Origin of the sequence: uncultured Nevskia sp., assembly GCF_903885465.1 — a bacterium.
In the GTDB taxonomy this organism is placed as follows: Bacteria; Pseudomonadota; Gammaproteobacteria; order Nevskiales; family Nevskiaceae; genus Nevskia.
In genome coordinates, this window is sequence record NZ_CAISIQ010000061.1 from 1 (window position 1) to 14187 (window position 14187).

Annotated in this window: 14 protein-coding genes; 6 read left to right on the plus strand and 8 right to left on the minus strand. The window is 63.1% G+C overall.

What is annotated here, in order from left to right; genetic code table 11:
* The 4 genes from QZY06_RS02090 to QZY06_RS02105 form a co-directional block, all read left to right on the plus strand.
* On the plus strand, positions 1 to 1052 hold a 1052-nt coding region (locus QZY06_RS02090; protein ID WP_295679549.1), incomplete at its 5' end, for an acyl-CoA dehydrogenase family protein.
* A gap of 50 nt (positions 1053 to 1102) precedes the next feature.
* Positions 1103 to 1399 (plus strand): GIY-YIG nuclease family protein, encoded by a 297-nt coding sequence (locus tag QZY06_RS02095; RefSeq protein WP_295679551.1) that lies wholly within the window; start codon positions 1103 to 1105, stop codon positions 1397 to 1399.
* A 45-nt stretch (positions 1400 to 1444) separates the two neighbouring features.
* Entirely contained in the window at positions 1445 to 2263 is an 819-nt protein-coding gene (locus tag QZY06_RS02100) for an enoyl-CoA hydratase-related protein (protein ID WP_295679553.1), read from the plus strand.
* Complete coding sequence (locus QZY06_RS02105) at positions 2260 to 4860, plus strand: GNAT family N-acetyltransferase (RefSeq protein ID WP_295679556.1); 2601 nt, start codon at positions 2260 to 2262, stop codon at positions 4858 to 4860. Before QZY06_RS02100 ends, QZY06_RS02105 begins: the two co-directional genes overlap by 4 nt.
* Positions 4861 to 4873: 13 nt before the next feature.
* Here the strand turns inward: QZY06_RS02105 and QZY06_RS02110 are convergent, their stop codons facing one another.
* Complete coding sequence (locus tag QZY06_RS02110; RefSeq protein ID WP_295679559.1) at positions 4874 to 5566, minus strand: transglutaminase family protein; 693 nt, start codon at positions 5564 to 5566, stop codon at positions 4874 to 4876.
* A 31-nt stretch (positions 5567 to 5597) separates the two neighbouring features.
* A complete protein-coding gene (locus QZY06_RS02115; RefSeq protein ID WP_367275540.1) occupies positions 5598 to 6737 on the minus strand; it encodes an acyl-CoA dehydrogenase family protein in 1140 nt (379 codons plus the stop codon).
* Positions 6738 to 6881: 144 nt separating this feature from the next.
* Between QZY06_RS02115 and QZY06_RS02120 the strand changes: the two genes are divergently transcribed.
* Positions 6882 to 8588: an AMP-binding protein gene (locus QZY06_RS02120; protein ID WP_295679565.1), complete on the plus strand. Its 1707-nt coding sequence runs from the start codon at positions 6882 to 6884 to the stop codon at positions 8586 to 8588.
* A gap of 21 nt (positions 8589 to 8609) precedes the next feature.
* Positions 8610 to 9077, plus strand: a complete 468-nt coding sequence (locus tag QZY06_RS02125) for a GNAT family N-acetyltransferase (RefSeq protein ID WP_295679567.1) — start codon at positions 8610 to 8612, stop codon at positions 9075 to 9077.
* Positions 9078 to 9126: 49 nt separating this feature from the next.
* On the opposite strand, the gene QZY06_RS02130 is transcribed toward QZY06_RS02125, so the two are convergent.
* From QZY06_RS02130 to QZY06_RS02155, 6 genes are all read right to left on the minus strand, one after another.
* A complete protein-coding gene (locus QZY06_RS02130; protein ID WP_295679569.1) occupies positions 9127 to 9654 on the minus strand; it encodes a transposase in 528 nt (175 codons plus the stop codon).
* Positions 9655 to 9810: 156 nt separating this feature from the next.
* Complete coding sequence (locus QZY06_RS02135; RefSeq protein WP_295679571.1) at positions 9811 to 10401, minus strand: sigma factor-like helix-turn-helix DNA-binding protein; 591 nt, start codon at positions 10399 to 10401, stop codon at positions 9811 to 9813.
* A 90-nt stretch (positions 10402 to 10491) separates the two neighbouring features.
* Positions 10492 to 12150 (minus strand): fatty acid--CoA ligase, encoded by a 1659-nt coding sequence (locus tag QZY06_RS02140; RefSeq protein WP_295679574.1) that lies wholly within the window; start codon positions 12148 to 12150, stop codon positions 10492 to 10494.
* 183 nt (positions 12151 to 12333) lie between these two features.
* Positions 12334 to 12891, minus strand: a complete 558-nt coding sequence (locus tag QZY06_RS02145; RefSeq protein WP_295679578.1) for a DUF1415 domain-containing protein — start codon at positions 12889 to 12891, stop codon at positions 12334 to 12336.
* Positions 12892 to 12898: 7 nt separating this feature from the next.
* Complete coding sequence (locus QZY06_RS02150; protein WP_295679581.1) at positions 12899 to 13489, minus strand: LON peptidase substrate-binding domain-containing protein; 591 nt, start codon at positions 13487 to 13489, stop codon at positions 12899 to 12901.
* 17 nt (positions 13490 to 13506) lie between these two features.
* A partial coding sequence (locus tag QZY06_RS02155) for an SDR family oxidoreductase (protein ID WP_295679583.1) occupies positions 13507 to 14187 on the minus strand: 681 nt, incomplete at its 5' end.

Sequence of the window (14187 nt, forward strand, 5' to 3'; positions counted from 1 at the left end):
AAGTGCTGAAGAAGATGGGCAATCTTGGTCTGCTCGGCATCGCCAAACCGGAAAGCGTCGGCGGCCTCGGACTCGACTACAGCTATCAGGTCGCGTTCGCCGAAGCGCTCGGTCATTGCAGCTGCGGCGGCTTGCCGATGGCGATCGGCGTGCAGACCGATATGGCCACGCCTGCCTTGGCGCGCTTCGGCAGCGATTACCTGAAAGAGAATTTCCTGAAACCGGCCGTTGCTGGCGATATGGTCGCGGCGATTGCAGTCAGCGAAGCGGGTGCGGGTTCCGATGTCGCCGGCATCAAGACTGTTGCCCGCAAGGTCGGCGACGAGTACGTGATCACCGGCTCGAAGATGTGGATCACCAACGGCACCCAGGCCGACTGGGCCTGCATGCTGGTCAATACAGGTGATCCATCGGTCAATCAGCACGCCTCAAAATCGCTAATCGTGGTGCCGCTCGATGCCAAGGGCGTCGATCGCTCGCAGAAGCTCGACAAGCTCGGCCAGCGCTCCAGCGACACGGCGATGATCTTCCTCGATGAAGTTCGCGTGTCGGCGCGCAACCTGATCGGCGAGGAAGGCCGCGGCTTCGTCTACCAGATGCAGCAGTTCCAGGAAGAGCGCCTGTTCCTGTCGGCCAGCATCATCGCGGCGATGGAACGAGTGATCGCCGACACCGCCACCTATACCCGTCAGCGCAAGGCCTTCGGCGGCTCGCTGCTCGACAATCAGGTGATCAGCTTCCGGCTCGCCGAACTGACCACCGAAGTCGAAGCGCTGCGTGCGCTGACCTACCGCGCCACCGCCGAGCACATCGCTGGCCGTGACGCGACGATGCTGGCTTCGATGGCCAAGCTCAAGAGCGGCCGTCTGGCGCGCGAAGTCACCGATAGCTGCCTGCAGTACTGGGGCGGCCAGGGCTACATGTGGGAATCGTCGGTCGCGCAGTTCTATCGCGACTTGCGCCTGCACTCGATCGGCGGTGGCGCCGATGAAATCATGCTGAGAATCCTGGCGAAAGGTTTGGGGTACGGGGGCAAGCGGAAGTCCAACTAACTCGTCACTCCCGCGAACGCGGGAATCCATGGTTAGGGCATCGACGAAGCATGAAGCAAAGACAGTTCTTCGTTTACATGCTCGCCAGCCAGAAGAACGGGACGCTCTACATTGGGGTGACTTCCGATCTGGTCCAGCGCGTCTGGCAGCACAAGAACGATCTTGTCGAAGGGTTTATCAAGAAGTACGCGGTTCATGACCTTGTATGGTTCGAGTCTCGCCTGACAGCAATGACTGCAATTACGCGCGAGAAGCAAATCAAGAAATGGAATAGGTCCTGGAAAATTGAATTGATCGACGTTGAAAATCCGGACTGGAATGATCTGTTCGGCGGTATCTCGGTTTGAGAGATGGATTCCCGCGTTCGCGGGAATGACGAATGAGAGATTGATTTGGCAGACCTTCCGCAACACCCCCACTTTCCCACTCGCTTCGAGCGCGGTGTGCTGTACGCCACCTTGAATCGCCCGGAAGCACGCAATGCGATGACTCAGGACATGGTCCTGGCGATCCGCGCGCTGTTCGAGGCGGTACGCGATGACCGCAGCGTGCGGGCCATCGTGTTGCGCGGCGCTGGTGGTCATTTCTGTGCCGGCGGTGATCTCAAGGAAATGCTGGCCAGCGGCGTGAGCCCGATCGTCGATGGTGAAGCCGATCCGATCGCGACGAACTCCCGAGTCTTCGGCGAGACGCTGCAGCTGATCCAGGCGGCGCCGCAGGTGGTCATCGTCATCTGCGAAGGCGCGGTGCTCGGCGGCGGTGTCGGTCTGACCTGTGTCTCGGACATCGCCTTTGCCAAAACCGACGCGAAATTCGGCCTGCCGGAAACCGTGCGCGGCTTGCTGCCGGCGCAGATCGCGCCTTTCGTCGTCGAGCGCATCGGCCTGACTCAGGCGCGTCGTCTGTGCCTGACGGGCGCGTTTTTCGATGGTGCCGAAGCGCTGAGGCTCGGGCTGGTGCATGAAGGCTTTGCCGATGAAGCGGAGCTGTCCGCCAAGCTCGACGCGACTTTGGCGCAGGTACTGAACTGCGCGCCGGTGGCCAACGCGGTCACCAAGGAAATCCTCCTCGACGTCGGCCACAAGTCGATGAGCGTAGTGCTCGACGACGCCGCACAGAAATTCGCGGAAGCCGTGCGTGGCAGTGAAGCGCCGGAAGGCGTCACTGCCTTCGTGCAGAAGCGCAAGCCGAAGTGGGCGAACCCGGCGTGAGCCTGGTCGTGCACCTGCCTGCCGATGCCGGCGATGGCCTGAGCACGGCGCGGCTGGTGCTGCGGCGTTACACGCAGGCCGATCTGCCATCGCTGGTCGCGATGAACGCCGATCCGGCGGTGATGCGCTATCTCGGTGGCGTGCTGACCCCCGAACAATCGCAGGCCATGTTCGAGCATCGGATCATGGCCTACTACGATCAGCATCCGGGCTTCGGCATCTGGGTGACGTCCTTGCGCGCGTCCGGTGAAATCATCGGCATGCACTGCCTGAATCACATCCACGGCGAGCCGCTGATCCAGGTTGGCTATCGCATCGCCCAGGCGTACTGGGGCCAGGGTTACGCCACCGAGATGGCGCTGGCGCTGATGCTCTACGGCTACACGCGGAAGAACCTCGACGTGATCAGCGCGATCACCGATCTCGATCATGTGGTTTCGCAGCGCGTGCTGGGCATCATCGGCCTGACGCGTTTGGCCGACCGCCAGTTTCCCCATCCGAACCTCGTGAGCTGCGGTCCGCTCGCGTACTTCGAAAGCCGCCGTGCCGACTGGCTCGCGGCTTTTGCTCCCCCAAGGAATGCCTGCCTGAACATGCCTGCCACGAAGCGTTTCACCAAAGTGCTGGTCGCCAATCGCGGCGAGATCGCCGTTCGCGTGCTGCGGGGTGCGAAGGCGCAGGGCTATCGCACGGTCGCCGTCTACAGCGATGCCGATGCCGGCGCGCTGCATGTCCGCGTCGCCGATGAAGCCGTGCGCATCGGCCCGGCGCCGGCGAAGGACAGCTATCTGGTCATCGAGCAGATCATCGCCGCGGCGAAGACCAGCGGCGCCGAAGCGATCCATCCGGGCTACGGTTTCCTGTCCGAGCGCGCCGACTTCGCGCGCGCCGTGCAGGACGCCGGCCTGATCTTCATCGGACCCGATCCGGCGTCGATCGATGCGATGGGCAACAAGAGCGCCTCGAAGATCCGCATGCTCGCGGCCGGCGTGCCCTGCGTGCCCGGCTATCAGGGCGACGATCAATCTGACGCGATCCTGATCGCCGAATCGAAGAAGGCTGGCCTGCCGGTGATGGTCAAGGCCGCAGCCGGTGGTGGTGGGCGCGGCATGCGTCTGGTGCATGACGAAAGCCAGTTGGGCGAGGCGATTGCTTCGGCACGCTCGGAAGCCTCGAACGCGTTCGGCAGCGGCCAGCTGCTGATCGAGAAAGCGGTGATCGATGCGCGCCACGTCGAGATCCAGGTGTTCGGCGATCGCCACGGCAATGTCGTCCACCTCGGCGAGCGCGATTGCTCGATCCAGCGCCGCAATCAGAAAGTCGTCGAGGAAGCCCCGAGCCCGGCTGTGGATGCCGCGCTGCGAGCGCGCATGGGTGCTGCTGCCGTCGCTGCCGCGAAAGCGGTGAACTACGTCGGCGCCGGCACCGTGGAGTTCCTGCTCGGGGCCGACGGCAGTTTCTATTTCCTGGAAATGAACACGCGGCTGCAGGTCGAGCATCCAGTGACCGAACTTGTCTACGACGTCGATCTCGTCGCCTGGCAGTTGAAGGTCGCGCAGGGCGAGCGGCTTCCGATGACGCAGGACGAGATTCTTGCCCGCGCTCGCGGCCACGCGATCGAAGTGCGGCTGTGTTCGGAAGACCCACGCCAGAACTACCTGCCGCAGACCGGCCCAGTGCTGCTCTGGGATGCGCCGGCCGGCGATGGCCTGCGTGTCGACAGCTATCTGGAAACCGGCCGCGCGATCTCGCCTTACTACGACTCGATGCAGGCGAAGCTGATCGCCTGGGGCGAGGATCGCGAAACTGCGCGCAGCCGCTTGCTGAAGCTGGTGCGCGATACCGCGCTGCTCGGCGTGCGCTCGAACAAGGACTATCTCGCCGAGATTCTCGCCACCGAAACTTTCGCCTCCGGTGCCTTCAGCACGGCCTTCGTCGGCCAGCACTTTCCGCAGGAGAAGATTTCCGCTGCACAGCCTTCAGCGCGCGTATGGTTGCTCGCAGCCGTCGCGCTGTACCTGGACGATGCGCAGAAGCTCGCCGCCGAACATGGCTTGAGCGACGAGATGCTGGGCTGGCATTCCTCGCAGCAAGCGCCGGTCGATTTCAGCCTGCGCTGGGGCACGGTCGATCAGGACATCGAAGTGCTGGCCGAGGGTGGCCGGCGCTTCCGTGCCGAAGTCTCCGGCACTCGCATCGAGCTGATGGTGTCGGCGGTACAGCCCGGCGCGTTCCGCTATGAAGCCGACGGCGTGCAGGGCAGCGCCCGCTACGCGCGCGGCACTGGCGACACGCTGTGGCTGATGGCGGACGGTGTGACCGAAGCCTTCGTCGATCGCAGCTACGCGCCGGCAGAAACCTCGGCTGCAGGCTCGGATGGCCGCATCGTTGCGCACAGCGACGGCAAGATCGTCGCAGTGTTCGAGAAGCCGGGCGAGGTCGTCGCCAAAGGCCAGACCTTGGCCGTGCTCGAAGCGATGAAGATGGAGTTTCAGCTGGCGGCGCCGATCGCGGGCAGCGTCGAAGCGGTCAGCGTGGCGCCGGGCGATCAGGTGAAAGCGCGGCAACTGCTGGTGAAGATGACACCCGCGGCCTGATCAAAAGCGCGACTCAGCCGCGCGGCTGAGTCGCGATCTCGGCTTCGACATCGGCGTCGAAGTTGGCCGCGGTATCGAGGCCCATCATCTGCGGGTAGTAGCGCGCGAAGTCTTCGCGAATCGCGGTGATCGGCACGTCGTCGAAATCGCCGCGCAGGTTCACGTATTCCATGTGCCGGTTGCCGCTCAGATCGAAGGGGTGGTAGATCGAATCCTCGCGGCCGTCGAACTCCAGCGGCTGCAGCTGGAATTTCTGGCACAGCTCGATGTTGAATGCTGGCGTCGCCTTGACCCAGCGGCTATCGAGCAGGATCGCCGCGTAGCCGTGCCAATAGTAGGTATCGGTCTGCATGACCTGGCGCAGGCGCTCGGTCGACAAATGATTCTTCACATCGGCAAAGCCGACTCTCGCCGGCACACCCACCGCGCGGCAGGCCGCCGCGAGCAGGGTCGCCTTCGGCTGGCACCAGCCACGCCCAGCAGCCAGGGTGGTGCTGGCCTTCAGCGCGTGGTCGGAGAGATCGACGGTGTACGGGTCGTAGCGGAGGCGATCACGCACCGCGTAATACAGCGCCACGGCTTGCTCGCGCGGATCGGTCAGATCACCGATGACCTCGGCCGCGAAGGCGCGGATCATCGGGTGATCGGCATCGATGAAATCGGTTGCGGCGAGCGCGGCCAGCGTGTCAGAGGCTTGATCGTTCATGCCGCGATTGTCTCACCGCATCGCCTGCACTTCACCAGCCCAACTGCTTCGCCGCCAGATCCTTCATCACTTCCGAAGCGCCGCCGCCGATCGACAGCACCTTGGTCTCGCGGAAGATGCGCTCGACTCGCGCGCCTCGGAGATAGCCGGCGCCGCCGAGAATCTGCACCGCTTCGCCGGCCACGTACTCGAGCGTCGAAGTCGCCAGGTTCTTCAGCAGGCAGACATCGGCGACCGGCAACTGCTTCTGCGCGATACGCCAGCACAGGATGTCGAGCTGCGCCTTCACCGCGTCGATGCGCATCTTCATGTCGAGCAGCTTGTGGCGGATCACCTGCCGGGTCAGCAGCGGCTTGCCGAAGGTCTGGCGTTCGCGGGTCCAGGCCAGCGCGTCTTCATAAGCCACCTGAGCCGAGGCCCAGGCCTGGGCGGCGAGCATGATCCGCTCGTTGTTGAAATTCATCATGATCGCCATGAAGCCGGCGTTCTCGGGGCCGATGCGGTTGGCGACCGGCACCCGGCAATCCTCGAAGTACAAGGTGGCGGTGTCTGAACACCACCAGCCCATCTTGGCCAGCGGCGTGCGCGAGAAGCCCGGCGTGCCGGCTTCGATCACCAGCAGCGAGACGCCGCCCATGCCTTCGCCACCGGTGCGCACGGCCACGGTCAGATAGTCCGCGCGCATGCCGGAGGTGATGAAGGTCTTGCTGCCGTTGACCACGTAATGATCGCCATCGCGCACCGCCTTGGTCCGCAGGTTGGCGACATCCGAACCGCCGCCCGGCTCGGTGATCGCGAGTGCCGCGACCTTCTGGCCGGCGAGCACCGGACGCATGAATCTTTCCTTCTGCTCGTGCGAGCCCATGTGGACCAGCGGCGGTGTGGCGATGCCGTGCGACAGCAGGCTGGCGATCAGGCCGCCGCTGCCGGTGCGTGCCAGTTCCTCGACAGCGATGACCAGATAGAACAGGTCCGGCACCTCGATGCCACCGTAGGCCTCCGGGAAGCCGATGCCGAGCAGGCCGACTTCCGCCGCCTTCTCGTGCAGCGCGCGCGGCAGTTCGCCGGCGGCTTCCCAGGTATCGATGTTCGGCACGCATTCGCGCTCGACGAAGCGACGGACCTGGGTCCGGAAGGCTTCGTGTTCATCGGTGTAGAACGGAGAGGCGATGCTGGGGCTGACGGCACGGGTCACGGTAATCATCCTGATTCTGATACGAGCTACACACACTGTAGGGGCTGGCGTACCATCGCGCTACAACAATGTTCGTTACAACAACGACGATTACCGAAGCAGCACAAAGGACTTCCAAAGATGGCGCAGAGTCTTAGCCCCGTTGCCCCCGACAGCATGCCGCTGGCCCGCGTCTATCGCTGGGAGAAAGAACTGGCCGATCAGCCCTGGCTGACTCAACCGATGGGACAAGGCCAGGTGCGGACCTGGACCTGGAGCCAAGCGGTCAACGAATCGCGGCGGATCGCCGAATGGCTGCAGGCGCAGGGCCGCGTCCAGGGCTGGGACAAGGACGCCAAGGTGGCGATCCTGTCGAAGAACTGCGCGCACTGGATCATGGCCGACATCGCGATCTGGATGGCCGGCTATGTCAGCGTGCCGCTGTACCCGACGCTGACCGCCAACAGCGTGCGGCAGATCCTCGAGCACAGCGAGGCGCGGGCGATCTTCGTCGGCAAGCTCGATGACTACGCAACGATGCGGCCGGGCATTCCGGACAAGGTGCTGCGCTTCGGCTGTGTGCTGTCACCGGAGGACGATCACCGCCAGTGGGACGACATCGTCGCCAGCAATCCGCCGATGATCGGCGAGACCCGCCGTGATCCCGACGAGATGGCGACGATCATCTACACCTCCGGCACCACCGGCATGCCGAAAGGCGTGATGCACAGCTTCGCCACCGTGGCCCGCGCGCCTATCACCATGGAGCAGCGCATCAACCCGACCGCCGCCGACCGCGTGCTGTCCTACCTGCCGCTGTCGCACATCGCCGAACGCTGGACGGTGGAATCGGTATCGATCCGCTGCGGCATGCAGATCTTCTTCGCCGAGACGCAGGAGACGTTTCTCAAGGACTTGCAGCGCGCGCGGCCGACCCTGTTCGTCTCGGTGCCGCGCCTGTGGGTGAAGTTCCAGCAGGGCGTGTTCGCCAAGGCGCCGAAGCAGAAGCTCGATCGCCTGTTCCGCATCCCGTTCCTGGGCCGCATGGTCAAGAAGAAGATCGTCGCCCAGCTCGGCTTCGACACCCTGCGCTTCGCTGGCGGTGGCGCCGCGCCGATGCCGGGCAGCCTGATCGAGTGGTACGGCAAGCTCGGCCTGGAATTGCTCGAAGGCTATGGCATGTCCGAGAACTTCGGCGTCTCGCACGGCAGCAAGCCGGGCGAGGGCAGGCCCGGCTATGTTGGTGTGCCGTATGACGGTGTCGATCACCGCATTGCGGACAGCGGCGAAATCCTGGTCCGTTCCCACTGCAACATGATCGGCTACTTCAAGGAGCCGGAAAAAACCCGCGAAGCCCTGACCGAAGACGGCTGGCTGCACACCGGCGATCGCGGCGAGATCGATGCCCAGAACCGCCTGCGGATTACCGGCCGGGTCAAGGAACTGTTCAAGACCGGCAAGGGCAAGTACGTGGCCCCGGCGCCGATCGAAAGCCGTCTGCAGGCCAACAGCAGCGTCGAAGCCGTATGCGTCACCGGCTCCGGCTTCCCGCAGCCGTTCGCCATCGTCATCCTCAGCCCGGAGGCCACGGCCGCCTTCGCCAAACCGGAACTGCGTGAGTCGCTGAGCAGCAGCCTGAAAGAGACGATGCATGCTGCCAACGAGCAGGCCGACCCACATGAGCACCTGACTCACATCGTCGTCGTGCCCGGCTCATGGACCGTCGAGAACGGCTTCATCACGCCAACCTTGAAGATCAAGCGCAATGCCGTCGAGGACGCCTACACGCCGTTCTTCGAAGAATGGGCGCGCCGCCGCAGCGGCGTTGTCTGGCACGATGCGGCCTGAGTCTTCCGTCCAGCCATCGCCATGACCGTAGCCCCTCAAACAGCTGGCACCCGTCCCTATCGCCCCGAAGACCGCGCGGCCTGCCTCGCGGCCTTCGACAGCAATGTGCCGGTCTACTTCGATGCCTCCGAGCGGGCCGACTTCGAAGCCTTCCTCGATCAGCTCCCGGGCCGCTACTTCGTCGCCATGGATGCCGATGGCCAGGTGCAGGGCTGCGCCGGCTATGCGTTGAATACTGCAGGTGATGCCGCCGACCTCTGCTGGGCCATGGTCCACCGCCAGCAGCATCGCGCCGGGCTGGGAAGGCTCTTGCTCGATGCCCGCCTTCAGGCGATCCGTGCCGAGGGCTCAGTGCGCGAAGTACGCCTGAGCACCAGCCAGCACGCAGCTGGCTTCTATCAGCGCTTCGGCTTCGTCACCAAGCTGATCGTGCCCGGCGGCTTTGCGCCGGGGATTGATCGTTGCGACATGGTGCTAGTACTGCTCTGAAATGTAGGGCGGGAAAGCGAAGCGCATCCCGCCGGCCACCGCGAGCCGCTCATTCGATCCGCGTAATGGCCGCCTGCTGGGTGCCGCCCCAATCCGCCGAATAAACACCATTCTTCACATAGCGGTGAAAACTGGAATGCGGCCAGTCGACAACCCGCGTGGCGTGACCATGCTTCACGGGATTGAAGTGCAGGTAGTCGGCATGGTGAGCAAAGTCATGCTCATCGCGAATGCAGTGTTCCCAGAACCGACGCTGCCAGATGCCGCGTTCTCCCTTGCTGGCGCGGCGAGTGGACAATCGCTCACCGGGCTCGATCCCTGCCGAGAAGCGTGACTTGATGTCATGCCAGCGGGTGGAGAAATCCGCATCGTCAGGTGGCAACGTCCAGATGCAATGCAGATGATCCGGCAGCACGACGATGGCGTCGATCGTGCAAGGGCGCCTCCGTCGAGCATCAATGAATGCCTTGCGTAGTAGATCGATGTGATCGATCAGGAGCGTCCGCTGGCGTTCGAGCAACGCCACCGTGAAGAAGAAGGTGCCACCCGGAACAAAGGCTCGAATGTATTGCGGCATGCACGAAGTCTATGCCTGCGTGAGCCCCGAGCCTATCGGTGAATCAAACGTAGGGCGGGAAAGCGGCCGGCTTTATGGCCGCGCATCCCGCCATGTGGAACGGTTGGCGCATCGCGGAAGGCGGGATGCGCCTGCGGCTTTCCCGCCCTACTTGGGCTATTCGTCAAGATAGCTGCGCAGCCAGTTCGCTCGCTTGGGATGCCTCAGCTTTCTTAAAGCCTTCCCTTCGATCTGACGAATGCGATCTTGGGCGGTATTTAGTAAATGGCCGACTTCTTCTTGTGAGTGTTCGTGTCCGTCTAGGCCAAATCGCAACGTGAGAATGCTTTGCTCCAGAGGCGACAAGGTCTCGACAATTTCAATTACACGATCACGCATGTAGCTTTCGGATGTCACCGCCGCAGCATCACTAGAATCTATCAACCTCAACGACATCATTTCTGTGTGATCGAGATAAAATTCGGATGTGTTTTTTCCTAGCGGCTCCAACTGCTCTTCCGAGAAAAGATCTGCCGGACTTTTATTCAGAAACTCACAGAGCCGAATTACCCAACCTCGATACTGACCGGCTTCCTCGCCCTGCTGAGTAAGGGGGCCAATCGTCATATTTATCAGATCATTCAGTGCTGTATAGGGCGCATCAATAAGGGAAGCGAATGCCTGGCCAGATTTATGGCCGGAAAGTTCAATCGCTTTAAGGAGTCTGTTATTCCTGACTTTAACGGTGACTCTGTAATCTTTGTCCATTACAAAGTTGTTTCGATCATCAGGCTTTCCTTGAAAGGATGTTTCAGCTCGTAGCTCGTAGGGCGGGTCGCGACCCGCCCTACGGCCGCATCAAGCCGAACCCGCCTCCGCATACTTAACCCGCAAAACCTTCTTATCCAGCTTCCCCACGCTGGTCTTGTCCAGCGCCTCAACGAACAACACGCGCTCCGGCACGCCGTATTTGGAGATCACGCCCTTGTCGGCGAAGGTCATCATGTAGCGCTTGATCTCGGCTTCGTCCTGCACGGCGTCGGCTTTCGGCACCACCAGTGCCACCGGGCGTTCTCCCCACTTCGGGTCCTTGATGCCGATGACGGCGACTTCGCTGACCGAGGGGTGCGCGGAGATCAGGTTTTCGATGTCGAGTGAAGACACCCATTCGCCGCCGGTCTTGATCACGTCCTTGACGCGATCGGAGATCACCAGCACGCCGTCGTCGCCGAAGCTGCCGATGTCGCCGGAATGCATCCAGCCGCCTTTCCACAGCTCTTCGGAGGCAGTGGGGTTCTTGTAATAGCCCTGCGTGGTCCAGACCGAGCGGAAGACGATTTCGCCGACTGACTTGCCATCGTTCGGCAACGGCTTCACATCGTCATCGACAGTGCGCACATCGCAAAGCAGGGCCGGGCGGCCGGTGCGTACGCGCAAGCTGGCCTGGTGATCGTTGTCGCCGCCGAGCTGGTCGGTGGGGATGTGGTTGATGATCTGCAGCGGGCCGGTCTCGCTCATGCCGTAGCCGGTGAATATGTCGATGCCGCGATCGAGCGCGGCCTTGGCCAGGCCCTTCGGCAATGCCGAGCCGCCGACGAGCACCTTCCAGCGCGACAGGTCCACTTCCTTGGCCATCGGATGGTTGAGGATCATGTGCAGGATGGTCGGCACGCAGTGCGAGTAGGTGACGTTTTCCTTGGCGATCAGCTGCAGCAGCATGTCCGGTGTATAGCGGCCGGCGTAGACCTGCTTGATGCCGAGCATGGTCGCGACATACGGCATGCCCCAGGCGTGGACGTGGAACATCGGCGTGATCGCCATGTACACGTCGTCTTGATGGATGCGGCCCTGGACCGGTGCGGTGCCGAAAGTGGAGGCGACGCCCAGCGTGTGCAGCATCATCTGGCGATGGCTGTAGTACACGCCCTTCGGCAGCCCGGTGGTGCCGGAGGTGTAGAACGTCGACATCCGCGCGTTCTCGTCGAACTCCGGGAATTCGAAGCTGCCGCCGGCCTGGGCGAGCAGGTTTTCGTACTCGCCGGCGAACGGCAGCTTCGAGTTCGGCTTCGAGCCGTCATCGGAAATCAGCACGAAGGTTTTCGCGGTTTCGAGCTTGTCATGCAGCGATTCCAGCACCGGCACGAAATCAGTGGCGACCAGCACCATGTCGGCAGCGGCGTGGTTCAGCGTGTAGAGGATCTGGTCCGGGCTGAGGCGGATGTTCACCGTCTGCATCACGCAGCCGAGCATCGGGATGGCGAAGTACAGTTCCAGATAGCGATGGCTGTCCCACTCCATCACCGCGATGGTCTGGCCCGGCTTGGCGCCCAGCGAGGTCAGCACATTGGCCAGCTTGTTGACCCGTTCGACGAAGCCCGGATAGCTGAAGCGCGCCTTGTCCCGATAGACGATCTCGTTCTTCGAGGCCCGGGCGATCGGGCTGGTCAGCAGGTGCTTGATCAGCAGCTGGTAGTCGTACGCGGATGGCGTGCGTTCGATCGGTGCAAGACGGGTCACGGGCAGTCTCCTTGTTGATGCGCTGTCAATGCGCTCTGGCTTTGAGTCCGGCGAGTCCGCAGCGCTCGTGACGAGGCTGCGGCAGGCGGATCGTTGTAGTCGCAGGCCGCTATCCGGCGGGCCGTGCAGTGTCGCGAACTATAGCCGGCAAGGCTGCGGGCGACGATGCAGGGCGGACCCGGTTCAGCGCCGCTCCAGAAACGCGAACAGCGCTCGCCGCTCGCTCAGCGTCATCGCTTCCATCTTCGCGATATTGGTTTCCGGGATGCTGTCCGGGTCCGGATGCAGGGCGATCGCGGTTTCCACGCTGTCCTCGCGCAGCAGGTGCAGCAACGGCACCGGCGAACGATTGGTGTAGTTGCTGGCGTCGGTCGGCAGTGTGTCGGCGAACTGGTAGTCCGGATGGAAACTGGCGACCTGGAAATCACCGGACCATTCGTACTGGTCGAGCAGGGCGTCGGCCTCGTCGAGAAAATCGTTGTAGTCGGCGAAGTCGGCGAGCATCAGCGGCACGGCGATCAGCGTGGTCTCCAGTTGCTCGACTGGTGTGTCGTGCAGCCGGGTCAGTTCCAGTTGCAGATCGGTCAGCAGATCCAGCGGCGTCTTCGCTTCGCTGACGAAAACCCGGATGCGGTTGTCGCGGAAAGGCCTGCCGGCGAACGGACACAGGTTCAGGCCGATGACGATGCTTTCCAGCCAGCCGCGCACGGAGGTTTCGACGGGGTGCGGGGCAGGGCTCATCGGTTGATCATTTCTCGGGGGGATCTTCGCGCAGGTCGCGCAGCATGTTTTCCACTTCGGCCAGCATCCACAGCGGGTCGTTCTCTTCGAGCAGTTTCTGCTTGCGCTCCGGCGGCACCGGCAGCAGCTCGGCGAGCCGGCTGCCGACCCAGGCGGCGTCGTTGAAGCGCGGCGGTCGGGTGAAATGCTCGGGGCCGATTTCCTTGACCAGATCGGTCAGCAGCTGCTGCAGCTTCTCGTAGCGCTCGGGCATGCCGATCGGATCGGGCGGCTCGATCAGTTCGATCTCGCCGACGATCAGGCCATCGGCCTGGGTCCGCCGGGACTTGAGCCGGAACAGGGTTTCGCCCTGTGCGTTCAAGTTGAATAGGCCGGAGCTGGGCTCCTCCCATTCGATGATCCGCGCGGTGCAGCCGATCTCCGATGGCACGGCCGGCGTGCCGGCCTCGTAGCCGGCGCGGATCAGGCTGACGCCGAAGACCTGGTTGTCGCGAATGCAGGCCTTGGTCATCTCCGCATAGCGCGGCTCGAAGATGCGCAGCGGCAGGCGCCCGCCGGGAAACAGCACGGTGCCGAGCGGGAAGATCGGAATTTCCATTGCCGCGCGGACTCCGCTCAGAGCCCGCCGCAGCCGATCAGGCCGCCGTCGACGGTCAAGGTGGTGCCGGTCACGTAGCTCGAGGCCGGCGAAACCAGGAACAGGATCGCCGGGGCGATCTCGTTCGGCTGGGCCGCACGTCCGAGCGGAATCTGCGGCAGCACTGCTTTCATCAGCGACTCGTTCTTGGTCAAGGTCGCGGCGAACTTGGTTTCGGTCAGGCCCGGCAGCACGGCATTGCAGCGCACGTTCCAGATCGCGCATTCCTTGGCGAACGCCTGGGTCATGTTGATCACCGCCGCCTTGGTGATCGAATAGATGCCCTGATACATGCCGGGCTTCACGCCGTTGATCGAAGCGATGTTGACGATCGCGCCACCGCCGCCTTTCTTCATCAGCTTGGAGGCCAGCGCGGCCAACTCGAAATAGCCCTTGATGTTGACCTGCATGGTCTTGTCGACCATCGACATATCGGTATCGCTGATATGGCCGAAGTAGGGGTTGGTAGCCGCGTTGTTGACCAGGATATCGAGCCGGCCCAGGCCTGCTTCGATCTCGCCGATCAGCGCCTTCAGCGCCGCCGATTCGCCCTGATGCGCCGCGATCGCCGTGGCCTTGCCGCCGTTGGCGATGATGCTCGCGGCGACCACATCGAGGTCTTCCTGCTTGCGGCTGGAGATCACCACATGGGCGCCCTG